Source organism: Arthrobacter sp. zg.Y820 (assembly GCF_030125555.1).
GTDB lineage: Bacteria > Actinomycetota > Actinomycetes > Actinomycetales > Micrococcaceae > Arthrobacter_B.
Map to the genome: position 1 here is coordinate 669,431 of NZ_JASKLX010000001.1, position 23,274 is coordinate 692,704.

Genomic DNA, 23,274 nt, shown 5'->3' on the forward strand with positions numbered 1-23,274 from the left:
GCCGGCTACGGGTTTTTTGGCACCGAACCCCCGACACACCGCCAGTAATGCGCGCTCCGGTGTGCATTAGCTCATAACGTCGTAGTGTGGACTTCCCTCTCAACAGCTCCCTGATCCTGGCCGTTACCGTTGGCCTCTGGCTGCTGTGGGTTGCTCCGTACGTTTTCCGCCGGTCCGGCCTGTCCGCAGCGCCGGCAGCCGCGGGCATGCCAGCTCCCTCGTCTACAGCCATCCGCTCTTCCATCACCGCCGATGGACTGTCCCAGCAGGGGAACATTATGCACAACGCCTCCATCCGGCCCGGAAATTCCACCGGCACATCGGAGCCCTACACCGGCGCTCCGGCACCGGTCCAGTTCCGGCAGCCGGTATTCCGGATCCACTACGGCCGCACCGCCCTGGCCCTGGCCGGCGCGCTGGCCCTCGCCCTGGTTGTGATCGGATTGCCGCTGGCGGCCTTCGGAGTTGCTTCCTGGTGGCTCCCCGTCGGTGCCTTGGCGGTGGGCGGCGCAGCGATTGCCTCACTCCGCGCGCTTGCCGTGCAGGCACGCCGGAGCAGGGTTGACGCCGCCTTCCGCGCGGCGATGAGTGTCGGCCGGCCGGCACCGCCGCGGTTGGCAGCTCCTGAGGCCCCCGCCGCAGAGCCTGTGCGGCATTACCCCGAAACCGTCCTGTTCGACGCCCAGAGCGTCTCCGGTGCGGTCCGTCCGGCGGCCACTGTGCCGGCCGGCGATGCCCCAGAGGCCTCGGTCACCACTGCGCCGGGAGCTCCGGACCGCAGGCCCACGGCAGCGGAACTGCGCAGCGCTGCGCTGGAAGTTGCCGCAAAAGCGGCACCCGCCGGACCGCCGAAGACCTCCACCACCCCCTGGGAACCGGTGGCGGTTCCGAAACCGATCTATGTGGAAGCCCCGGTTGCCTCACGCCCGGCACCGGCACCGCTCGTCCTGCCGGAAACCCCCAAGCCCGCAGCACGGACGCCGCTCCGCGCCCCGGCCGAGAGTGCCGTGTCCGGCAGCGGCGGCGCACCGGGCAGCGGCAAGATCAACCTGGACGACGTCCTCCAGCGCCGCCGCGCCTAGGCGCCGCTCCCTGCATGAACCGCGGCAGCCGGACCGGCGCGCGAGGAGACCGTGAGGCTGCGTCCAAGGCGCTGCTTGAAGGTTCCGACATGTCCGGCCCGCTGGCGGCCGCTCTGCGTCCCCTGGGCCTCAAGCCGGTTGCTTGGGCCCACGTTCGCTCCCATCATCGGCCCGGCGCCGGCATCAGTGCCCTGTACCGGGTCGAAGCCGTTCCCCGTTCCGCGGCTGCGGGACACCGGCCCCTGCACCTCCAAGTGGGAGCCACCACAGATCTCAACGCGGCCGACGGCGGGGCCACGGCCCGGGGCACGGTCGGCGGCACTGCGGTCCGCCTGTGGGTCCATCCGCGCGACCCGGTCCTGCTGGGTCTGCCCTGGGCGACCAGCGCCGAAGCGGTGGCCCGCGATGTCTTCGGCACAGACACCGATGCAGCGCGTGCAGCCCTGAACCTGGTGGCCTACCGGCCGCTGCGCCGGGCTGTCGTCCGGGCAACCTTGGAACGGCCGGACGGGTCAGCCGGGCCAACCGTTTACCTCAAAGTTCCGCAGCCGCACCTGGCTGCCGGACTGCGTCGACGCCTGCAGCTGGCGGCGGCTGCCGGGCTGCCCGTTCCGCCGCTGCTCGACACGGTGGCCGGTGCCGACACGGTGTCCGGTGCCGGCCCGGCTGCCGGCGTTTTGATCCTGGGCGGCCTTCCGGGGCGAACGCTGCACCGGGAGCTGAGCGCAGCCGGGACCCCGGCGCTGGACCCCGAAGCACTGGCCCGGCTCCTGGACCGGCTTCCGGCGGCGGGCCTGGCCCTGCCGCGCCGGCCGGCCTGGTCCGAGCGCATAATGGACTACGCTGCCGGCGCCGCCGTCGCGCTGCCGGACGGGGCAGAACGGATTACCCGGTGTGCACGAGCAATAGCCGCCGGAGTCCGCTCGGCCGATCCGGGACCGGTGGTGCCCACGCACGGGGACTTCCACGGCGGAAACCTGCTGGCCGGCATGGGCAACGGGGCACTGCGGATCACCGGCATGCTCGACGTTGACGCCCTGGGACCGGGACACCGGGTGGATGACCTTGCGTGTTTCCTGGGCCACCTGTGGGTGCTCGCGGCCCTGTCCCCGGAGAACACCGGGCTGCAGGATGCGGCCGGACGCTGTGCCCGGGTCTTCGCCCGCCAGACGGATGCGTCGGCCCTCTACTGCCGCTCCGCGGCGGTGGCCCTTACCCTCGTTGCGGGAGCCGCCGCACGCGGCTCCGGGGCGGCCCGGCGGACGGTGGCCGCGGCGGAGGAACTGCTGAACCGGTCCCGCGGCCGGTTCTAAGCGCCCGCTAGGCCGGAGGCACCAGCTTTTCCAGCAGCGGCTCACTCCGGTAGGGAATGTGCTCGTGCAGGGCCAGCACCGTCTCGGTGCGGATCACCCCCTTGATCCGCAGCACGAAACGCAGGGCCGTCTGCAGCTGCTGCGTGTCAGTGGCCGCCAGCCGGCACCAGACGTCGCCGTGCCCGGAGATCTCGTGAACCTCCAGGACCTGCGGCAGGGTGCGGAGCCCGGCAATCACGGTATCCAGTTCCCGGTGCGAAACCTCAATGGTGACAAACGCCAGCACGTCGTAGCCCAGCCGTGCCAGATCCACGTCCCGACCGCCCGGGCGGATCAGCCCGGCCCGGTCCAAATGCTTCAGATGGCTCTGGGTGGTGTTCCGGGCGATGCCCAGCGTTTCGCTGAGGTCGCCGATCTGGGCCCGCGGGTTCCGCACCAGCTCCAGCAGCAGCTTCAGATCAACCGCGTCCAAGTTGCCCATTGCGCGCATCTCCTCTCAGGAAGTACGGAGAATATTGATCGAAACCGTCAATTGCTGGGACTTTTGTGCATCATCAGGCCCGGCACAGCCCATCCTATAGTGGAATTGGTCAAGAATTCCGATGTGGTGAAAGCGCCCCGCGACCCCGTCCTGAACGGGCCGGAATGCTGGACGAACTCGGCGAATGCAGAAGGGTATTGGACACGCGTTGACAGTCCTCAATGAACTTCGGATGCGGCCCGCCGCGGCCGGGCGCCGCGAATGGGATGCAGCCCGGCGGCCCCGGCTGCTGCTGACACTGGCAATCATGACCACCCTGCTGGTGGGCGCCAACCTCGCCACGCCGCTTTATCCGCTGCTCGGGGAGCGGCTGGGGCTGACCCACTTCGGGGTGACAGTGGCCTTTGCCGCCTATGTGCTGGTCCTGGTGGCCGGTCTGCTGCTGGTGGGGCACTGGTCCGACTTCATTGGCCGCCGGGCAGCACTGGTGCTGGCCAGCGTTGTCAGCCTCCTCGGCGGCGTGCTGTTCGGAACCGCCACCGGCATGGGCGCGCTGATCGCCGGCCGTGCGCTGCAGGGAGCGTCGGTGGCCCTGGCCACCGGTGCCAGTTCCGCGGCGCTGCGGGAGCTGCTGCCGCACCGGCCGGAGTGGGCCACCCGGTTTACGCTTCTGGTCTCCGCCGGCGGCGTGGCGGCCGGTCCGGTGATCGGCGGCCTGCTGTCGCTGCTGCCTGCCCCCACCCTGACCCCGTTCCTGATCCATTTCGTGGTCCTCGCCGGGCTGCTGGTTCCGCTGTGCCTGCTGAAGGCACGCCCCGCCATTGCCGTGCCGCCGCTGGGCCGGGCGCTGGCCGCCCTGCGTCCGCGCCGCCTGGCGGTCTCCCACCAGGCTCGGTCCCAGTTCTGGATGGCCTCCGTCACCGGATTCCTGAGCTTCGCCGTTTTCGGCTTTTACCTGTCCCTGGCGCCGACCTACTTCGCCGGCATCGCCGGCACCTCCTCCCGCCCCGTCGTCGGGCTGCTGGCCGCCCTGGCGCTGGCGGCCTCGGCCGTCAGCCAGCTCACCGGTGTCCGCGGACGCCTGGTGGTGCCGGCCGGGCTGGCGCTGATGGGAACCGGCGTCGCGCTGATCCCGGCGGCGGGCGCCCTGGGCAGCGTTCCCCTGCTGGTGGCCGCCTCCCTGGCGGCCGGCTTCGGCCAGGGGATGGCCTTCCGGACGGTGTTCAACGACGTCGCGGCAAAGGTGGAACCGGCACAGCACGCCCAGATCATCAGCACGGTTTACGTGATCACCTATCTGGGCAGCGCCATTCCCGTGCTCGGACTGGGCGCCGCCGGTGCGGCATGGGGCCTGCCGTCGGCCGTGGCCTGGTTCTCCGCGGCCATCGCCCTCAGCTGCGCCGTCCTGTGCGTGTTCGCGCTGATCCGGTCCCGCAAAAAAGCCGCCTGACGACCTGCACGCCGCCGCACCAGGCCAGGCATACCCAGCGGCCCCGGCGGAAAGTAGGCTGGTCGCATGCAGAATTCCAGTGAGGGACCCGCCGCCGGGTCCGGGCCCAGCGTCATCGGACTCGACATCGGCGGCACCAAGACCCACGGACTGCTCCTGCGCGACGGCGCTCCCGCCGCGGAAGCGACAGCCGGCAGCGCCAATGTGCAGAACGTCAGTCCGGCACAAGCCGCAGCCAATCTTGCCGAGATCTTCACAGCGCTGGGAGCCGGTTCGGTTGACCGCGTCATCGCCGGCTCCGGCGGCATTGACACCGACGACGACGCCGCCGCCCTCCGCGCGCTGATCGCTCCGCACGCTCCGGAGGCAGTGGTGGACGTAATCCACGACACCCGGCTGATCCTGGCCGCAGGGGAGAGCCCGGCCGGCATCGCGCTGATTGCCGGCACCGGCTCGGTGGCGTGGGGGCTGAGCCGCACCGGCCAGGAAGCCCGCTCCGGCGGATGGGGCTACCTGTTGGGCGACGAGGGCAGCGCTTACTGGATCGCCCGGGAAGCCGTCCGCCACACCCTGCGCTGCTTCAACCGCGGACTGGAACCCGACCTGCTGGCGGAGTCCCTGCTGCGGGCCTGCTCCGTGACGGAGCCGGTGCAGCTCATCTCGCTGTTCCACGCCGACTCCGCCGGACGGCGCTACTGGGCGTCCAAGGCCGGTGTGGTGTTCGATGCCGCGCTGCAGGGGAGCGGCGCCGGCGCCGAGATCGTCGAGGGTGCCGCCCGCCACCTGGCCGGGCTGGCCGCTGACACGGCACGCCTGCTCGGCATTGCGGGCCCGGTGGTGGTCGGCGGCGGCCTGGGCAGGCATCAGCCGCTGCTCCGGGACCGGCTGCGGCAGGACCTGGAACGGGCCGGGCTGGAAGACATCCGGTTCCTGCAGCAGGACCCCGTCTACGGCGCCCGCTACCTCGCGGCGCGGGACCAGCCGCGTGGCTGAGGACTTCGACGTCCGGATCGGCGCGTATGCCGTGGTGATATCCGGCGGCAGCATCCTGCTCTCGCACTGGAACGACCACGGCTATTCCAGCTGGACCCTGCCCGGCGGGGGACTGGAGCTGCGCGAAGACGCCCCCGCCGCCGTCGTGCGGGAAGTCCGGGAGGAGACCGGCTTCACCGTGGAACCCGAAGAGCTGCTGGGCGTGGACAGCATCTTCATTCCGCCGGAACACCGCTTCCCCGGCGAAAGCCGCCGGCTCCTCCACGCCCTGCGGATCATCTACAGCGCCCGGATCACTTCGGGAGTGCTGACCCACGAGCTCGGCGGCAGCACCGACAAAGCGGAGTGGGTGCCGCTGGACCGGATTTCCGAGCTGGGCCCGGCACCCCTGGTGCAGGTGGGGCTGAAGCTGGCCATCCGCAACGCCGCCTGTTCCGAGTGAACAGCTGGACTACCAACATTCTCTGTCCTACCGTTCAAAGCGTGTCCTACCGTTGAACTTCCGGCAGGATACGAGTTCCGCAGGACCCCATGAATTCCAACGGAAGGCACCGCCATGACCCCGCCGGACCCCGCCCCGCGGGCCGCCGAGCCGATGATCAGCTTCCGCGGCGTGACGAAGTCCTTCGCCGGCTCCCCGGCACCTGCCGTGGACGGCCTCAGCATGGACATTGCCCGCGGTTCCATCACTGTTTTCGTGGGTCCGTCCGGATGCGGAAAGACAACGTCCCTGCGCATGATCAACCGGATGATCGAACCCACGGCCGGGTCCATCACCGTGGACGGCACCGATGTCAGCGTGGTCAAGGCGCCGGAACTGCGGCGGTCGATGGGGTACGTCATGCAGTCCGCCGGCCTGATGCCGCACCGCACGGTGCTGGACAACGTGGCCACCGTTCCCCGGCTGCTTGGGCAGTCCAAGGCCCGGGCCCGGGCGCGGGCCGCGGAACTGCTCGACGTCGTCGGACTCGCCCCGTCGCTGGGCGGACGCTACCCGGCCCAGCTCTCCGGCGGCCAGCAGCAGCGCGTGGGGGTGGCCCGGGCGCTCGCCGCCGATCCGCCGGTGCTGCTCATGGACGAACCCTTCAGCGCCGTGGACCCCGTGGTCCGCGCCGAGCTGCAGGAGGAGCTGCTGCGCCTGCAGCGGGACCTGGCCAAGACCATTGTGTTTGTCACCCACGACATCGACGAGGCGACCATCCTCGGGGACCGGGTGGCCGTATTTGCCGTGGGCGGGCGGCTGGCGCAGTACGCGGCGCCCGAGGAGATCCTGCGTGCCCCAGTGGACGATTTCGTGGCGGGGTTTGTCGGCCGGGACCGCGGCTTCCGGCACCTATCCTTCCAGGCGGGACAGGATGTTCCGCTGCATCCGGTGCAGCTGCTGGAGCCGGCAATGCTGGCGGATCCGTCAGTGGCGGTCGCCGGTGCCTGGGCGCTGGCGGTCGACGACGGCGGCCGGCCGCTGGGCTGGGTGCCGAGGGGGAACCGGGCTGCCGTCACCACCCCGGCGCAGCTGGTGCCCGGCGGCTCGCTGTACCGGGAAGGCGAGAACCTGCGCAAGGCCCTCGACGCCGCACTGTCCTCACCCGCCGGGCTCGGCGTGGCGGTGGATGCCGAGCAGCGCGTGATCGGTGCCATCCGGCCCGCCGAAGTGCTGGCCCAGATCGAGGCGGCCCGGCTGCAGCGGAGCGGAGGCTGACGTGGAGTGGTTCCTCGCGCACACCGACCAGGTGTTCCGGCTGACCGGGCTGCACCTGTACCAGTCGATCGTGCCGCTGGTGCTCGGCGTCCTCATCGCCGTGCCCCTGGCCGCCCTGATCCGCGGCAGCAGCCGGCTGCGCGGCGCCGTGCTCGCCACCGGATCGCTGCTCTACACCATTCCGTCGCTGGCCCTGTTCGTCACGCTGCCGGCGATCCTGGGGACCCGCATCCTTGACATCAGCAACATCATCATTGCCCTGACGATCTACGCCGTCGCGCTGATGCTCCGGGTGGCGGTGGACGCCTTCGACTCGGTCGACGACGGCGTGCGGCAAGCCGCCGTGGCGATGGGCTACCGGCCCCTGCGCCGGTTCCTGACCGTTGACCTGCCGCTGTCGGTGCCGGTGCTGATTGCCGGGCTGCGGGTGGTGTCGGTCAGCAACATCTCGATGGTCAGCGTGGGGGCGCTGATCGGAGTGGAAAACCTGGGCTTCTTCTTCCGGGACGGCCTGCGCCGCTATTTCATCACCGAAATTGTGGTGGGCATCGTCGCGACCCTGGTGCTGGCCTTCCTGATGGACCTGGTGTTCGTGCTGCTGCAGCGCGCCCTGACGCCGTGGCTGCGGGCGGGCCGGAAGGCAGGGGCGGCCGACGGCGGATCCGGGCCGGGCAAACCGGGCGGCCGGCGCAGCGGTCGCGGCGGCGGCAGTGCCGGCACCGGTGCGCCGCTGCGGGCGGGCACCGGAGCTGCCGCCCCGGACATCGCACTGAAGGGGGCGTAGATCATGCCAGTGACGATTCCCCGAACCGACTACACCAGCACCAACGCCCTGGGACAGGGCTGGGAATGGCTCACCGACCCTGCCAACTGGACCGGCGCCGCCGGGATTCCGGTGCGGACCCTGGAGCACCTGCAGTACACCGGGCTGACCCTGCTGATCGCCATCGCCATCGCCGTCCCGGTGGGCCTGTACATCGGCCACACCGGACGCGGCCAGGTGGCCGTCGTCGCTGTCTCCGGCTTGCTGCGCGCACTGCCGACGCTGGGCATGCTGACCCTCTTCGTCCTGCTGGCCGGGCTCGGCCTGATGCCGCCGATCTGGTCCCTGGTGCTGCTGGCGGTGCCGCCGCTGCTGGCCGGAACGTACTCCGGGATCGCTTCAGTGGACCGCAGCGTGGTGGACTCGGCCCGCAGCATGGGGCTGACCGAGCTGCAGATCCTGTTCCGGGTGGAAGTCCCCAACGGGCTGAAGGTTCTCTTCGGCGGTTTGCGCGGCGCCACCCTCCAGGTTGTTGCCACCGCTGCCGTGGTGGCCATGATCAACCTCGGCGGACTGGGACGGTACCTGATCGACGGCCTGGCCCTGGCCGACTACGGGCGGGTCTTCGGCGGCGCGGTGCTCATCGCTGCGCTGGCGCTCGCCGTCGACGGCATGATTGCCTTGGCAGCACGATTCTTGATTTCACCCGGCCTGCGGGAGGGCCGCCCGTCGGCGGCGGCCGCCGGGGCCGGGAGCGTAACCATACCGACCGGAGGCGGACCTGCCGCTGCCGGCTCACAAGGAGGAAAACAATGACCCAGCACATGCGCCGGAACTCCCGGCGGAGGGGCCTGACGGCCCTGGCCGGAAGCTTCACCCTGGCTCTCGCCCTGGCCGGTTGCAGCGGCGGCGGTGGCGGCGACCCCCTGGCCTCGGAATCGCCGTCGGAAACGGCAGCGTCCGGAGCCGCGGAGGCCATTGTTGTGGGCTCGGCCGATTTCCCGGAGTCCAGCACCCTTGCCGAGATTTACGCCGGAGCGCTGAACGGAGCCGGAATTCCGGCCGAAACCAAACTCGGCATCGGTTCGCGCGAGGTCTACCTGCCCGCCCTGGAAGACGGATCCATCAACTTGATTCCGGAATACACCGGCGCCCTGCTGGTGGGAGTTGATCCCGAGACCGACTCGGTGGACGCCTCCGAGATCGTCGACGCTCTGCCCGATGCCCTGCCCGAGGGCCTGGTCATTCTGGAACCCTCCGAAGCCGAGAACAAGGACGCCATGGTCGTCACCGCGGCCACGGCCGAGAAGTACCAGCTGGAGAGCATCGAGGACCTCGCCAAGGTCTGCGACCAGCTCACCCTGGCCGCCCCGGCCGAGTTCGCCGAGCGCGCGCAGGGGCTGGCCGGCCTCAAGGATAAGTACGGCTGCGAGTTCAAGGAATTCACGCCGATTGGCGACAGCGGCGGTCCGCTCACCGTGGATGCCCTGCTGAACGACGACGTGCAAGTGGCTGACATTTATACGACGACGCCGGCCATCGAGGAAAACGACCTCGTGGTCCTGGAAGATCCCAAGCAGAACTGGCCTGCCCAGCAGGTGGTTCCGCTGGCCTCGGCGGACGCGCTCACCGACGAAGCCACCGAGGTGCTGAACCGGGTGTCGGCGCAGCTGACCACCGAGGACCTGATCGAGCTGAACCAGGCCGTGAGCGGAGACCAGAAGCTGGATCCCAGCGAAGCGGCCCGGACCTGGCTGGAAGAAAAGGGCTTCGCCTAGCCACTGCCGCCGGTCCCCGAGGACCCCTTTCCGCTTCACATGCGGAAGGGGGTCCTCTCTCTGTGGCACGATGAATGGATGGCAGAATTCAAGCAGTCGCACAAGCTCCACAACGTTCTCTATGACATCCGGGGGCCGCTGCTGGAGCATGCGCAGCGCATGGAGGCGGCCGGCCACCGGATCCTGAAGCTGAACATCGGCAATCCGGCGCCGTTCGGCTTCGAGGCCCCCGAAGCCATCCTGGTGGACATGGTGCGCCACCTGCCCAAGGCCCAGGGCTACAGCGACTCCCGCGGCATCTTCTCCGCCCGCACCGCCGTCGTGCAGTACTACCAGAGCCGGGGCATCCAGAGCATCGACGTCGACGACGTCTACCTGGGCAACGGCGTCAGCGAACTGATCACCCTGTCCATGCAGGCGCTGCTGAACACCGGCGACGAAATCCTGGTGCCGGCACCGGATTATCCGCTGTGGACCGCGTCGGTGTCGCTGGCCGGCGGCACCGCCGTGCACTACCTGTGCGACGAAGACGCGCACTGGTGGCCCGACGTCGAGGATCTTGAATCCAAGATCACCGACCGCACCAAGGGCATCGTGCTGATCAACCCGAACAACCCCACCGGCGCCGTCTATCCCGAACACATCGTCAAGGCCATCGTGGACCTGGCCCGCAAGCACGGGCTGATCATTTTCTCCGACGAGATCTACGAGAAGATCCTGTACGACGACGCCGTGCACATCAACTCGGCCGCCGTCACCGGCGACGACGTGCTGTGCCTGACGTTCAGCGGCCTGTCCAAGGCATACCGGATCGCCGGCTATCGCAGCGGCTGGATGGCGATTTCCGGGCCCAAGCACGAGGCCGCCGACTACATCGAGGGCATCAACCTGCTGGCGAACATGCGGCTGTGCGCCAATGTTCCGGGCCAGCACGCGATCCAGACCGCGCTGGGCGGCTACCAGAGCATCAACGACCTGATTCTGCCCGGCGGCCGGCTGAAAGCACAGCGCGACCTCGCCCACAAGATGCTCAACGACATTCCCGGCGTCAGCTGCGAGCTGTCAATGGGGGCGCTGTACCTGTTCCCGAAGCTGGATCCGGAGGTCTATCCGATCGCCAGCGACGAGCAGTTCGCCCTGGACCTGCTCAAGCAGCAGAAGATCCTGGTCTCCGTGGGCACGGCCTTCAACTGGGTGCGTCCGGACCACTTCCGGATGGTCACGCTGCCCAACGTGGAGGACATCGAGGACGCCATGATCCGGCTCGGCGAGTTCCTGAGCACGTACAGGCAGTAGCTGCCTGCCGGCAGGGGAGCGGGACCGCGGGCTATTCCCCGCGGGCCTGCTCCCGGGCAGCGTCGAGGCGCCGCCGGGCGCCCTCCAGCCAGGACTCGCAGCGGGTGGCGAGCTGCTCGCCGCGCTCCCACAGGGCGAGCGACTCTTCGAGCGAGGCGCCGCCGGTTTCGAGCCGGCCGACCACTGACACGAGTTCGTCGCGGGCCTGTTCGTAGCTCATGGCCTCGATGTCGGCGGGAACTGCTGCTGCTTCGTTTGCTGCGGGGTTCATAACTGGTTCTTCCTTCGGTTCTGGGGAGGATTCCGTGCTGATGGGGGACGGCGCGGGGGAGGCCGCCGGGGACAACTCATTCACGCGCGGGCGGCTCTGCGGTGCGGGGAGCGGCGGTGGCCGCCAGCTCGCCGACGGCGACCCGGATGCGCAGCTGCGCCGCGTCGGGGACCGCTGCGGCGTCCCGGACCACGGCGCCGTCGGCCAGCTGCACGACGGCGTAGCCGCGGTCCAGCGTGTTTTGCGGCGACAGGGCGCGCACCTGGGCCCGGAGATGGGAAATGCGGTCGGTGTCCCGCCGGACCTCCGACACCATGCAGGACAGGGCGCGCTCCCGCAGGCGCGAGACATCCTGCGCACGCCCGTCGATCATGGTCTGCGGCGCCGCCATCACCGGCCGGGACCGGATGTGGTTCAGCCGCTCCTTTTCCCGGCCAACGGTCAGCTCCACGATGCGCCGAAGCTGCGCCCGGGCGGCGGCAATGCGGTGCAGCTCCTCGCCCACATCCGGCACGATCCGCTTCGCGGCATCGGTGGGGGTGGAGGCCCGCAGGTCGGCCACCTCGTCCAGCAGCGGCCGGTCCGCCTCGTGTCCGATGGCGCTGACCACCGGGGTGGACGCCGCGGAGACCGCCCGAACCAGGTCCTCATGGCTGAACGGCAGCAGATCCTCCAGGGACCCGCCGCCGCGTGCGATCACGATGACGTCCACCTCGGGCATGGCGTCGAGCTGGGCCAGCGCCCGGGTGACCTCGGCGACGGCGTTTACGCCCTGCACGGCGACTTCGCGTACCTCGAAGGCCACCGCAGGCCAGCGCAGCGCGGCGTTCTTCATGACGTCCTTCATGGCGTCGGAATTGCGGCCGGTGATGAGCCCGATCCGTCCGGGCAGCAGCGGCAGCGGCAGCTTCCGGTCCTCGCGGAACAGACCTTCGGCGGCCAGGGACTGCCGCAGGCGCTCGATCCGGGCCAGCAGGTCACCGATCCCCACCGGGCGGATGTCGCGGGTCTGCATGGACAGCCGGCCGGTCTTGACCCAGAAATCGGGTTTCACCTGGGCCACCACCCGGGCGCCGCGCTCCAGCGGCAGCTCCAGCCGGTTCATTACGGTGCTCCAGACGGTCAGCGAGAGGGAGATCTCCGCATCGACGTCGCGCAGCGTGATGTAGGAGGCGTTGGCGCGCTTGTTCAGCTCGATGATCTGCCCCTCCACCCAGGTGGCGGGGGCACGGTCGATGTACGTCTTGAGGTTCTTCGAGAGCAGCTGCAGCGGCCAGGGATTCTCGGGAGTCGTTTCCGCGGCGGTCTTCGGAAGGCTCGTGGGAGCCTTTTCGTCGGCACCGGAGGGGTCCAGGGGGTCTAGGGGGTCTTGCATAAGTTAATGTCTATCAGGTGCCGCCCACAACGCGCGTTCCGGACCCGGACGGTACGCTTCTGGATACGCTTCTGGAACCGTCGGATGCAACAGGTCCGCTGAGCCATTCTGCGAAGGAACGAGGAGACAATCCATGCGAACATTCGGTTCGGCACTTTTGGGCCTGGTGGCCATCCTGCTGGCGGCCGCCGCTTTCTGTTCCGCCTGGCTGGCGGAAAACGTGGTCTCCCAGAACGGTTTCACCTCCCTGGGACAGCCGCTGGGCACCGATGAGGCTTTCCAGCAGGAACTTTCGGAAGCGCTGGGGCGGCAGGCGGCTGCCAGCATTGAGGCGCCCTCCGCCGTCATGCCCCTGGTGGAGCCGCTGATCAGCAGCGCGGTGCAGGGAGTGCAGGCGCTGCCGGCGTATCCGCAGGCCTGGGATCAGACGCTGCGCGCCTCGCATGCCGAGACGTTCGACGGCGAGGGCGAGGTCACCCTGGACGTGGCGCCTCTGGTGGGGCTGGTGACGGAAACCATCGGCGGCGAGACAGGGGTCGACGTCGTTCCGCCGGAACAGTCGCCGGTGCCCCTCGCGGGAGCGGACCAGCGCCACTATGTCGAGCTGGCGGTGAGCGCGGCCAATGCCTGGCCGTTCCTGGCCGCGGGTGCCGTCGTGGCCGCCGTCCTGGCCCTGCTGCTTGCGCGCAGGCGCAGCGCCGCCCTGGCCTGGCTGGGCGTCGGCGGTGTGCTGGCCGGGGGACTGATCTGGGTGGGCGCCGCCAGCCTGCCGGGGCTCGCGGACCGTCCGGCCTACGGCAGCGCCGTTGCTGAAACGTTCGCCTCCGCTTTCGCGGCGGAAGTCTCCGCGAGCCTGCAGGCCTGGACCGTGGCCTTCCTCCTCGGGGCGGCGGTGCTCCTGGTGCTGGGACTGGTGGCACATTCGGTGGGCGGATTGCGCCGGCGCCGATAGACCGGCAGCTCCGGCGGGGAGGCAGGCCGGGCAGTGCGCCGACAGCGGACTGCCCGCCCCGGTGCCCGTTGGCCGCCGGAGTAACCGATAGCATGGAGGCATGACCAGCACTGCCGTATCCGTGCCTATGCCCACCGTGCCCCGCCGGCGCCGCAGCCCCCAGGAGGTGGCTGCCGCCGCCCCTGTAAACGGCCCCCGCCGTGTCCTGCTTGCCGCACCGCGCGGCTACTGCGCCGGTGTTGACCGTGCCGTGATCGCCGTGGAGAAGGCTCTGGAGGCCTACGGGCCGCCCGTCTACGTCCGCAAGCAGATTGTGCACAACCTCCACGTCGTCCAGACACTCGAGGAAAAAGGAGCCATCTTCGTCGACGAAACCGACGAGGTCCCCGAGGGATCGCTGCTGATCTTTTCCGCCCACGGTGTGTCACCCGCCGTCGTGCAGTCCGCCGCGGACCGCCAGCTGCGCACCATCGACGCCACCTGCCCGCTGGTGACCAAGGTCCACAAGGAAGCCGTCCGGTTCGCCCGCGACGACTTCGACATCCTGCTGATCGGGCACGCCGGACACGAGGAAGTCGAAGGCACCTACGGCGAGGCGCCGGAGCACACGCAGATCGTCAACGGCCCCGAAGACGTCGACAAGGTGACGGTCCGCGATCCGGACAAGGTGATCTGGCTGTCCCAGACCACGCTGAGCGTCGATGAAGCGATGCACACGGTGGAACTGCTGCGCAAGCGGTTCCCCACTCTGCAGGATCCGCCCAGCGATGACATTTGCTACGCCACCTCCAACCGCCAGACCGCGATCAAGAAGATCGCGCCCGAGGCCGATCTGGTCCTGGTGGTGGGTTCGGCGAACTCCTCCAACTCGGTGCGCCTGGTCGAAGTTGCCCTGGAATACGGAGCCAAGGCCTCCTACCGGATCGATTTCGCCAACGAGGTGGACGAGAGCTGGTTCGAGGGCGTCGGCACCGTCGGAGTGACTTCCGGCGCCTCGGTGCCGGAAACCCTGGTCCAGGAAGTGCTGAACCTGCTGGCCCAGTACGGCTACGGCGACGTCGAGGAAGTGGTCACGGCGCAGGAAGACATCATGTTCTCGCTGCCCAAGGAGATCCGCGCCACCCTCAAGGCCATGGGCGACACCTCCCGCGGTTTGGGAGGCCGGCGCGCCGGAGCGTAGCCGGCACCGGTATGATTGTTTACCGTGGCTCTTACTATTGGCATCGTCGGCCTGCCCAACGTCGGCAAATCAACCCTGTTCAATGCGCTGACCCGCAATAACGTTCTGGCGGCGAACTATCCGTTCGCCACCATCGAACCGAACGTCGGCGTCGTCTCGCTGCCGGATCCGCGGCTGGCCAAGCTGGCCGAAATCCACGGCTCGGCGCGCATCCTTCCGGCGACGGTGTCCTTCGTGGACATCGCCGGCATCGTCAAGGGCGCGTCCGAAGGCGAAGGCCTCGGCAACCAGTTCCTGGCGAACATCCGCGAAGCCGAGGCGATCGCCCAGGTGATCCGCGTGTTTGATGACCCCGACGTCATCCACGTGGACGGCAAGGTGGATCCGCGCTCCGACATGGAGACCATCAACACCGAACTGATCCTCGCCGACCTGCAGACGCTCGAAAAGGCGATTCCGCGGGTGGAGAAGGAAGTCAAGATCAAGAAGCGCGACGCCGCGCAGCTGGCCGCCATGCAGGCCGCCCAGAGTGTGCTGGAGCGCGGCGACACGATCTTCGCTTCCGTCGCCTCCGACAAACTGGACATGGAGCACCTGCGCGAGCTGAGCCTGCTCACCGCCAAGCCCTTCATCTACGTGTTCAACGTCGACGACGCCGTGTTGGCCAATCCGGAACGCCAGGCCGAACTGCGCGAACTCGTGGCTCCGGCGGACGCCATCTTCCTGGATGCCAAGCTCGAGGCCGACCTCGTGGAACTGGACGAGGACGAAGCCCGCGAGATGCTCGAAATGAGCGGCCAGGAGGAGTCCGGCCTGGACAAGCTGGCCCGCGTCGGCTTCCACACGCTGGGCCTGCAGACCTACCTGACCGCAGGTCCCAAGGAAACCCGCGCCTGGACCATCCGCAAAGGCGACACCGCGCCGCAGGCCGCCGGCGTCATCCACTCCGACTTCCAGCGCGGCTTCATCAAGGCCGAGGTGGTTTCCTTCGACGACCTCGTCGAGGCCGGCTCCATGGCCGAGGCCAAGTCCCGCGGCAAGGTCCGCATCGAAGGCAAGGACTACGTCATGGTCGACGGCGACGTGGTGGAGTTTAGGTTCAACGTCTAGATTCCTCGCCTGGATCATTAGAAATGCCGCCCTCCATGAACGCACGAGGGCGGCATTTCTTGTAACTGGAGTCGATAGGTTTACGCTGACCTATTCGGGCAGAACTCCTTGGTCCATAAGTCCGTTGGACAGGCCGGATACTTGAACAAGAGAACAGAGTCCCTGAAAGGCACAGTCTGGGCAATTAATGGAGAAGCGGAGAAGATCACCGAGTATGCTCCGTTGGCGCCCACTGACCTGTAGAAGGCCTTATCGGAAGGAGTGAACAGTGCCCGCCTTTAGGACACATATAAGGATGTTCATGGCCGCGGCTGCTGTGCTCCTGATGGGAATGACAATGACCGGATGCGCTGAGAAGGGGCCAGCCACGACAATGTCGGAGAAGAACACCCCGGAGGAGACCATCAGTGCCAGGGAAGGTCGGGACCGTGCGGTTGAACTCGTCTTCAATACCGCCGAACAGCTCGATGTCACCGGGTGGTGGCCCCGCAACGGCGTAGCGTGGGCGCAGGAATGTATCCCCAAAAGCCGCAGTGGTATAGAGCATGCAACGTCCAGTTACAGCTATGACCGCTGGGCACCCCGTGGAACTGACCATATTGGGGACGCCAAACGCGTCGCTGAGTATTGGGAGTCCCTCGGAATGACCGTACGCACGGTAAATCCGACAACACATCCGACTGTCTTTGCGGAAGGAGGTCCCGTTGCCCGGGCCGAATTCGATACTTATGCATCTGACAACTCGTACAGTATCGGGGCTACTGCCCCCTGTTCGCCGGGTGACGCGTTCACATTGAATGAGGAGGACGAAGCAGAGCGGGATCAAGGCAAAGTTCTCCCCGGAGACGAAGGCCTCGTGCTACAGGAAGAGCCCCCGCGGTAACTCCACGAAGCAATCCCAGCCGAACCCCGGCACCGAGCGCCGACCGTCAGTCGGACAGTTCTCACTGGGTGTGTTCCCAGTAACCATTCCCCAGTGAGTAGCGGCTGTGTGGGCACTGGACTTGCCGACTGCTGCGCAGATGTTATTCGGCTACGGAACGTGGTGAATTCCGCTTCAACGTCTAGCCGTGCTCATAAAAGCGCTTCCCGGATTTCGATCCGGGAAGCGCTTTATGTTTGCCTGCAGCCCTACGAAGCGCGGCTCCAACTGCAGTGTGTGGGGGCTTGGCCTTGGGCCACCGCGGTTCTGGAAACCCTGGCAGCCAGGCGTGAGTGCAGGAACAGAGAAGCAGGATGGTGGTTCTAGGCGGCCACCCGAGCAAGCAGCTGGTCCCGATGTACTTGAAGTGCCTTTGCGTATGGCCCTTTTGTTGCGTGGGTGTGGTTGAGCGGTGGAGCGAGTCCCTTGACTCGAGGTCTTTGGGCATTGATGGAGCGTCCAGGTCACCTGCAAGTGTGTTGTCATCCAGTTGGACAGACACTGCTCTTCTGCTGGCGCGAGGCTAAATTTTGGTGCGACGTCGTGGGCTTGGGTCCACGCCGATGCCGGGTAGCAAGCGCAGTTCATCGACCAACAACGCCACCAGAGAACGGCGGAGTGTGGACATCCTAGTTTTTTCCAGGCATTTTACCTGCGCGCTCTGCGAGGGTGGTTCGGGCAATGCCGATGTACAACGGCTCGGTCTGATCTACCTGCGGAAAGCCGGCGGGCCAGAAACGGGCAAGGCCAGCAGCCGTTTCCCACTAGGCATAAACGCCAGGCTGATCGATTTCGCAGAGTGTCAGGGCGACGCGGGGGCTGCGCTGACAAGTTCATCGCGTACTTCGGTCCAGTCCATGGGCCTGCCTCCATGAAACGCAAAAGGATCGTCGTCGCGCTTGTGCTCGTCTCCGTGTCAGTGCCGGCCGCGGGGTGCCGCAATGATTCTGCTTCCCCTGCCACCCCGGCAACCGTGGATCCTGCCGATTCGGTGACCCACAGTTACAGCACGGACGATCCCGGAGCTGAATACTGGACGCCGGAGCGAATGGAAAGCGCTGTCCCGGAGATGCCCACCGAAGACTGAGCACCTCGGCACCTTTCTTGTCGCGGGGGACGGCGGCTTCGCCGGCCTCGTGACTCAGAAAGTGTGTTCCTCCCGGAACGTCGGAACCCTCTGCCTGTCCCTGGGGAAAGCTGTTAGTGCCGGCGCCCCGGCACCGAGCAGCTCGGTGTGCATGTTCTTAACACCGGGCACGCTCCAATCGCGGGCGGTTAGCAGGGTCCCCTCGCCGAAGGACTCGGCAGAGGCTGACGCCAGATCAGGAGGTGTGCCGAAGGGTGCACTGGAAATCCAGGTCAGGTATCCGGCATAGGTGTCATACAGATCCGTCACCTCGCGGATAGTCTCTTTTGTGCTCAGGATTCCGGCGTCCGGCTGCCAGATGCGTACGAGGCCCCGGAACAACTCGGTTGCCTGGTCAATGGTGCCAAGAGGAAAGTTTGGCTGGAACGAGAAGTTCACGCTGTTGGCTACGGTCGTTTGGATCTCCCCGGCCATGGCATGCAACGACGCTATCGGGAGGCTTTCAGGGCCTTCCGGTGTGAGCTGAAGATGCACATGTGTCCGTCCGCATCTCTTGCCGTCACGTACTTCGGTTTCCTGGAGCGCCAGTTCCTCGACGGCCGGCAGCGTATCCGGTGCAGGCACGAATTCCAGCCCGTTCCCGGCAAGGACCGTCCAGAGGGCATCCGGGCAGCCGCCGCCTGCCTGAGCATGCTCCTTGACAAGGCCCATTGTGCACCAGATGCGCCATGCCACCTCTGCCGGATCTTCCTCACGCCCGCCCCACATCAGCGGAACGTAGGCACGCCCGACCTCTTCGGAGAACAACTCCGCAACTGTCTGTTTCATGTGGTCAACCTATCTGATGGTGGGCGGCGCCTTACGGCATCGGTTCGAACCGCACTTCAACGCCGGAACTGAGCTCCGGAAAGTCGATCAGAAGATCTTTGAAGGCGTCCGCAACAACCTTCTCCGTGAAGACCCATTCATGGATGTACCCGTCGCTTGCCGAATGATTTAGCGCGTCCATCTGACTGCGGAGCTGATTTATCAGCCCTTTGAGCTTGGTTTCCAGCAAGGTAGAAGACCCGAAGTTGTTGAAAAACTCGTAGTGGCCCTTCACTTCCGTGAAAACCTCTTTGCCGTCGCGCCAAGAGTGGCCATCGAAGTCCACCAGTGTGCCGTTCGGCTTCTGCAAGGCGTATTCGCGGGCGTGGCTGTTATCCAAACGGTCAATGCCGGTGATGTACTGCTGCTCGGGTGCTCCGCTCCGGCTGCGCCACACGTCCCTGAAAAAGCCGTTGCCGCCGTCGGTGTCTCCGGAACTCGGCTGCACCGAGGGGTTCCGGGCGGACGGACTGTATCCGGGCGCGAATTCAATGCGGGGTTTGCCGCCTCTGAACCAAATGCCGTTGTCAGGGGCAGCCGGAGTCCCCTGATGACCGGGGAGAGACCCGCCGGGCAGTGCTGGAACGAGCCCCTGATTCTCCGGCAGCAGCCGGCGGCCCAGATTCTCCAGGCTGGTCCTGGTTTTGTCCTTCCACGCCGGAGCACGGGTGCCCGGCGAAAGTGCGCTTCCCGGCGCAGCCGCCCCTGGACGGGCTGGGGTGTGGCCCGTTGGCCCCGAAGTGGACGGGGCGCGACCCTCTGCGCCGTGGGAGCCTCTGGTGCCTGCCTTGATGCCGGCTTTGACCAGTCCGCCGCCAACAAATAAGGTTCCGACGTCGAAGAGGTTCCCGCCGAGCGCGTGACCCGGGTGCTCGCCCTCCCACTGGTCCATCCGGATCAGGTCCTGTCCCAGCAACTCCAGCTCTTTCATTGCTGCAGCGGTACGCTCGTCGCCGGCGATCGTGCGTCCCACGCCAAGGACGAAAAGGTTCTCACCGACCCGGTACATGCCTTTCCAAGCATTCCCTGCCTCGTACCAGCCCTGCATGCCAAACAGTGTGCCTACGCCCTCAAGGGTTTCCCCGGCCGCCTTTGGAACACCGGCAACGGTGTCCCAAGTGTCCTGGTACCAGGGCAGGTCGCGGTGCATCTTCCCGCCGCCGGCCGCGAAGTGGTCGTACTCGTCGAACCCGTACGGAATGAGTCCGTCGCGCATGATGTTGTCGTGCTGCGTGTAGGAACGCCCGCTGCCGGTGATGTTCGCGATGCGGTTTGCCGCGTCCCGCTGCGCTTCATCCAACTCCGAGAGAAGCCGGGAAACAGCGCGGGCAATACTGTTGCGGGCATTCACGGCTTGCTCGTCGTTGTCCCATTCGTCGATCTCGGACTCCGGGAATTCAGCGTCGAAGTCTGCCGCACGGGACTGCAGCTCCTGGTGCCGGCTCTTGAACCACTCCACGGATTCGGCGTACACGTTCATCAGCGTGTCCAGCTGGATGGTGTAGTTGGCCAGCTCTGCGGCAGCGGTTCCGGAGCGTTCCAGTGCCCTGAAGACGACGTCGTTGCCCGGCACCGAGTAGACCCCTGGCGCAGCCAGCAGGAGCCAGGTGTGTCTGATGGAATCCATCAGTTCGTCGGTGCGCGCACCGATGGCCATGATGTCCGCTGCATGAGCCCGGACCGTGTCCGCGTCGGGAAGGCGCTGCTCAAGCTCGGCGAGCCCGAAATCCATCAGAAGGCCTGCGCCGGACCACGGCCGGGATGGCGTGGACGGCCAGCGGTCCCGGGCGCGTCATCGACGGCATCCTGCGCCGCCAGGGCAGCGGAGCGGCGGGCGGTCTCGTTCATCTGTTCATCGGCCTGGACGAGGGCCAGCACGGCCTCGGAGACGGCACCCGAGGCCACCGCGATCCTGCCCTCGGCTGACCTGATCGTGTTGGCCAGCAGGAAGGTGGAGAAGGTGCTCAGCTCCCGGGAGACCGGAGGAGCCTTGCAGGCGTCCGAAAGGCCTGCCATGCCGGCCCCGGCGGCCGCCAGAAGTTCCTCAAACTCCGACGCCGCGGCCTGCACGTCGACAAGGATGGCATGCACTGCCTCGGGCATGACATCAAAGCTGCCGTCCGGTCCTCCGGAAGGGGCCACGGGCTGCTGTGCGGTGAGCTCGAACTTCATGGCTTTCCCGTCTCCGCCGGAGTAGCTGCTGGTCCGGCTCATGCAACAGGCGGCCGCACCCGCCGGCAACAGTAACGGCGGGGCTGTGGAAAACCCCGAGCTCAGAGGCAATGTTGAAAGGCCCTTTTGCCTGAAGGTTCAGAACGCCTGGCGAGGATCGCTGAGTTGCAGTCCTAGAAGCGCGACTCACCAGCAGGTACGCCTGCGTTTTCACGGGCGGCACCGGCCTGCAGCGCGAGGCCATCGGTCAGCGCACCCAGCTCCAGGGAAGGAGGCGGCACTCCACGGCCCGAGCCTGTGCCGGCGGAGTTCCGCCGCACGTCGGGGTCAGGCGGGCAAGAGGTGGGCGGCCTGCTGTCTATGGTCGACTTTCTGGCCCTTAGGATCAGGGGATGAAGAACCTGACACGTGCGGCGGCTGCGTGAGCCTGTATTCGTTCCACCTCGCACGCCTGCCGTTGCTCGGGGCAGCAGGCGGGCTCCTGCGCCCGCCAAGGGCTCCGGGACTGCGCCACATCGAAGTGCTCGCCGGGATGCAGCTGGGGGCGCCAGCAGTGTCTCCGCGCCGGATGCAGTTGGGGCGAACAGCGGTATTCGCGGAGTGGGAGGATGAGGAAGCGCTTACTGACTTTCTCGCCGGGCACCCGTTTGGCCGGAAGCTGAACGACGGCTGGCATGTCAGGCTCGAGTTCGTGCACCGTTGGGGTGAACTGCACGAATTGGCCGGATTGACGGACGCAGCGGGGCAGCTGGCGCCCGACGAGCCGGTAATTGCCGTGACATTGGCCCGCATGCGTCTGCCCGAACTGCCCAGGTTCATCCATTGGGGCCGCCCCGTCGAGCGCCAGATCCGGGACCATCCCGAAGCAACACTGGCCATGGCTGCCATCCGGCTGCCGCGGACGGTGTCCACGTTCTCGATCTGGAGCAGCACCCGGGCGATGACGGGGATGGTGTTTGGCCGCGATGACGGTGAGGCTGCCCGCCGGCACGCTGACGCGATGACTGAACGTACCCGTCGGGACTTCCACCACGAATTTACGACGCTGCGCTTCAGGCCGCTGTCCGAGCACGGCTGGTGGGACGGACGATCCGACTACGTTCCGCGGTCCGTGTAGCGCGCTGCACGGCAGGGAGCTATCCGACGGGCACCGTGCCCACCTGCCTCGCCGGCACCCCCAGGACCACTGCGCTCGCAGGGACATCCTTGGTGACGACCGCGCCCGCGCCGACGACGGCGCCGTCGCCGATCGTCACGCCCGGCAACACCGTCACGTTGGCTCCGAACCACACCCCGGTGCCGATCACTACGCGTGCCGGGTGCATGTCGGCCCGGCGGCTGGGCAGCATGTCGTGGTTCAACGTCGTGATGACCGCGTTGTGGCCGATGAGGGAGCCATCACCGATGTCGATGCCGCCCTGGTCCTGGAACCGGCAGCCGCTGTTGACGAACACATTTTCACCGAACCTGATGTTCTTGCCAAAGTCGGCGCTGAACGGCGGGAAGAGGTGGAAGGAATCGGGGATGCGGCGCCCGGTCAGTTCACTCATCAGGGCCCGCACCTCTGCGGGGGAGTTGTAGCGCCCGTTGAGTTCGGCGGTTATGCGCAGCGACTCCTGGCTCGCGGCATGCATAGCCTTGTGATGTATCGATCCGCCGGGAATCGTCTCCCCGGCGTTCAGTGCCGCCAGAAGGCGGTCGAGTCCGGCAATGTTGGCCATGTGCCCACGATAGCGGCACCCGCGCCTGCAGCTAGCTGCTCACCCCGAGGGCTTTGCCGATGGTGGAACGGTCAGCGAGAAGCTCGAACAGGCAGGCCGCGAGATCGCGGCGGGGGATCGACCCTTTGAGTTTCCCCTCGGCGCCCGTCTCGAGGGCACGCCAGGTGCCGGACGGCTGCTTGTCCGTGAGGCCGGTAGGCCGGACGACCGTCCAGTCCAGGCCGGAATTTCGAACAGCCAGCTCCTGCTTGTTGTGATCGGCCAGCGGTTTGGCCAGCACGACCCGCGTGATCAGGCCCAGCGGACCAGGCAGCTGCGAACCCGAATCTCCGGCTCCCAGCGAGGACTGCACGATCAGCCTGCGGACGCCTGCTTCCTGCATGGCACTGATGACGGTTCCGGTGACTGCAGTGCGCTGATCGGGGACCCCCTTGGCTCCGCCCACCGTAACAACGACGGCGTCGGCTCCGGCCACGGCGGAGGAGACCGCCGCGGGCTCCGCCGCATTACCGCGGATGGCCCGGACACCGGACGGCGCGCGTCCGCTCCGTGACATGACAGTGACGTCATGGCCTGCTTCGTGTGCCAGCGAAGCCAATGCGGCTCCGGTGCCGCCGGACCCGCCGATAACGGTGATTTTCATGGGTTCCTCTGCTTGGTCCTGAAGCTGTCGATACCCGAGCATTTTATCGCCGCCGGCCGGCCCGTCCGCGTTTCCGGGACTCGTTGCACCCGGTATCCGTGCGGTGTGCAATTATCTCA

At 67.3% G+C, this 23,274-nt stretch carries 23 protein-coding genes; 15 read left to right on the top strand and 8 right to left on the bottom strand.

Annotated features, from left to right (window positions below; all coding sequences use genetic code 11):
* The first annotated feature begins 86 nt into the window (after positions 1–86).
* The gene (locus tag QNN99_RS03175) at positions 87–1,082 is read left to right on the top strand and encodes a hypothetical protein (protein ID WP_229964936.1); all 996 of its coding nucleotides are present in this window, start codon (positions 87–89) and stop codon (positions 1,080–1,082) included.
* Between the two features lie 14 nt (positions 1,083–1,096).
* On the top strand, positions 1,097–2,395 hold the full coding sequence (locus tag QNN99_RS03180) for a phosphotransferase family protein (protein WP_229964937.1): 1,299 nt from the start codon (positions 1,097–1,099) through the stop codon (positions 2,393–2,395).
* 7 nt (positions 2,396–2,402) lie between these two features.
* Here QNN99_RS03180 and QNN99_RS03185 read toward each other — a convergent pair whose 3' ends face one another.
* The gene (locus QNN99_RS03185) at positions 2,403–2,876 is read right to left on the bottom strand and encodes an Lrp/AsnC family transcriptional regulator (protein ID WP_229964938.1); all 474 of its coding nucleotides are present in this window, start codon (positions 2,874–2,876) and stop codon (positions 2,403–2,405) included.
* Positions 2,877–3,084: 208 nt separating this feature from the next.
* Between QNN99_RS03185 and QNN99_RS03190 the strand changes: the two genes are divergently transcribed.
* From QNN99_RS03190 to QNN99_RS03225, 8 genes are all read left to right on the top strand, one after another.
* Positions 3,085–4,326: an MFS transporter gene (locus tag QNN99_RS03190; RefSeq protein ID WP_229965063.1), complete on the top strand. Its 1,242-nt coding sequence runs from the start codon at positions 3,085–3,087 to the stop codon at positions 4,324–4,326.
* A 66-nt stretch (positions 4,327–4,392) separates the two neighbouring features.
* A complete protein-coding gene (locus QNN99_RS03195; protein ID WP_229964939.1) occupies positions 4,393–5,319 on the top strand; it encodes an N-acetylglucosamine kinase in 927 nt (308 codons plus the stop codon).
* Positions 5,312–5,761 carry an NUDIX hydrolase gene (locus tag QNN99_RS03200; protein ID WP_229964940.1) on the top strand — a complete coding sequence of 150 codons (450 nt, stop codon included), beginning with the start codon at positions 5,312–5,314 and terminating at the stop codon, positions 5,759–5,761. Before QNN99_RS03195 ends, QNN99_RS03200 begins: the two co-directional genes overlap by 8 nt.
* 153 nt (positions 5,762–5,914) lie before the next feature.
* The gene (locus QNN99_RS03205; RefSeq protein WP_229965064.1) at positions 5,915–7,018 is read left to right on the top strand and encodes an ABC transporter ATP-binding protein; all 1,104 of its coding nucleotides are present in this window, start codon (positions 5,915–5,917) and stop codon (positions 7,016–7,018) included.
* Position 7,019: 1 nt separating this feature from the next.
* Complete coding sequence (locus QNN99_RS03210) at positions 7,020–7,802, top strand: ABC transporter permease (RefSeq protein WP_229964941.1); 783 nt, start codon at positions 7,020–7,022, stop codon at positions 7,800–7,802.
* A gap of 9 nt (positions 7,803–7,811) precedes the next feature.
* Positions 7,812–8,597 (top strand): ABC transporter permease, encoded by a 786-nt coding sequence (locus QNN99_RS03215; RefSeq protein WP_229964942.1) that lies wholly within the window; start codon positions 7,812–7,814, stop codon positions 8,595–8,597.
* Positions 8,594–9,559 (top strand): ABC transporter substrate-binding protein, encoded by a 966-nt coding sequence (locus tag QNN99_RS03220; protein ID WP_229964943.1) that lies wholly within the window; start codon positions 8,594–8,596, stop codon positions 9,557–9,559. Before QNN99_RS03215 ends, QNN99_RS03220 begins: the two co-directional genes overlap by 4 nt.
* A gap of 78 nt (positions 9,560–9,637) precedes the next feature.
* Entirely contained in the window at positions 9,638–10,855 is a 1,218-nt protein-coding gene (locus QNN99_RS03225; RefSeq protein ID WP_229964944.1) for a pyridoxal phosphate-dependent aminotransferase, read from the top strand.
* Positions 10,856–10,886: 31 nt separating this feature from the next.
* Here the strand turns inward: QNN99_RS03225 and QNN99_RS03230 are convergent, their stop codons facing one another.
* Together QNN99_RS03230 and xseA are read right to left on the bottom strand one after the other, a co-directional pair.
* Complete coding sequence (locus tag QNN99_RS03230; RefSeq protein WP_229964945.1) at positions 10,887–11,126, bottom strand: exodeoxyribonuclease VII small subunit; 240 nt, start codon at positions 11,124–11,126, stop codon at positions 10,887–10,889.
* Positions 11,127–11,202: 76 nt separating this feature from the next.
* Entirely contained in the window at positions 11,203–12,501 is a 1,299-nt protein-coding gene (xseA, locus tag QNN99_RS03235) for an exodeoxyribonuclease VII large subunit (protein ID WP_229964946.1), read from the bottom strand.
* Positions 12,502–12,634: 133 nt separating this feature from the next.
* Here xseA and QNN99_RS03240 point away from each other — a divergent pair, with 133 nt between their 5' ends.
* The 4 genes from QNN99_RS03240 (at position 12,635) to QNN99_RS03255 (ending at position 17,752) form a co-directional block, all read left to right on the top strand.
* Positions 12,635–13,453 (top strand): hypothetical protein, encoded by an 819-nt coding sequence (locus QNN99_RS03240; protein WP_229964947.1) that lies wholly within the window; start codon positions 12,635–12,637, stop codon positions 13,451–13,453.
* A gap of 100 nt (positions 13,454–13,553) precedes the next feature.
* Entirely contained in the window at positions 13,554–14,633 is a 1,080-nt protein-coding gene (locus QNN99_RS03245) for a 4-hydroxy-3-methylbut-2-enyl diphosphate reductase (protein ID WP_229964948.1), read from the top strand.
* A 24-nt stretch (positions 14,634–14,657) separates the two neighbouring features.
* Positions 14,658–15,743 carry a redox-regulated ATPase YchF gene (ychF, locus tag QNN99_RS03250; RefSeq protein ID WP_229964949.1) on the top strand — a complete coding sequence of 362 codons (1,086 nt, stop codon included), beginning with the start codon at positions 14,658–14,660 and terminating at the stop codon, positions 15,741–15,743.
* Positions 15,744–17,536: 1,793 nt separating this feature from the next.
* Positions 17,537–17,752: a hypothetical protein gene (locus QNN99_RS03255; protein ID WP_229964950.1), complete on the top strand. Its 216-nt coding sequence runs from the start codon at positions 17,537–17,539 to the stop codon at positions 17,750–17,752.
* Positions 17,753–17,806: 54 nt separating this feature from the next.
* Here QNN99_RS03255 and QNN99_RS03260 read toward each other — a convergent pair whose 3' ends face one another.
* Genes QNN99_RS03260 through QNN99_RS03270 form a run of 3 tightly spaced genes read right to left on the bottom strand, consistent with a single transcriptional unit; the run spans position 17,807 to position 20,833 of the window.
* Entirely contained in the window at positions 17,807–18,580 is a 774-nt protein-coding gene (locus tag QNN99_RS03260; protein WP_229964951.1) for a hypothetical protein, read from the bottom strand.
* A gap of 31 nt (positions 18,581–18,611) precedes the next feature.
* Positions 18,612–20,351 carry a hypothetical protein gene (locus tag QNN99_RS03265; RefSeq protein WP_229964952.1) on the bottom strand — a complete coding sequence of 580 codons (1,740 nt, stop codon included), beginning with the start codon at positions 20,349–20,351 and terminating at the stop codon, positions 18,612–18,614.
* Positions 20,351–20,833, bottom strand: coding sequence for a DUF6507 family protein (locus QNN99_RS03270; RefSeq protein ID WP_229964953.1), 483 nt, complete (start codon positions 20,831–20,833; stop codon positions 20,351–20,353). The genes QNN99_RS03265 and QNN99_RS03270 overlap by 1 nt, the downstream gene beginning before the upstream one ends.
* A 379-nt stretch (positions 20,834–21,212) precedes the next feature.
* On the opposite strand from QNN99_RS03270, the gene QNN99_RS03275 reads away from it, so the two are divergent.
* Entirely contained in the window at positions 21,213–21,908 is a 696-nt protein-coding gene (locus QNN99_RS03275) for a hypothetical protein (protein ID WP_229964954.1), read from the top strand.
* 19 nt (positions 21,909–21,927) lie between these two features.
* On the opposite strand, the gene QNN99_RS03280 is transcribed toward QNN99_RS03275, so the two are convergent.
* Positions 21,928–22,512, bottom strand: a complete 585-nt coding sequence (locus tag QNN99_RS03280) for a DapH/DapD/GlmU-related protein (protein ID WP_229964955.1) — start codon at positions 22,510–22,512, stop codon at positions 21,928–21,930.
* Positions 22,513–22,543: 31 nt separating this feature from the next.
* A complete protein-coding gene (locus QNN99_RS03285) occupies positions 22,544–23,155 on the bottom strand; it encodes an NAD(P)-dependent oxidoreductase (RefSeq protein ID WP_229964956.1) in 612 nt (203 codons plus the stop codon).
* Positions 23,156–23,274: the final 119 nt, after the last annotated feature.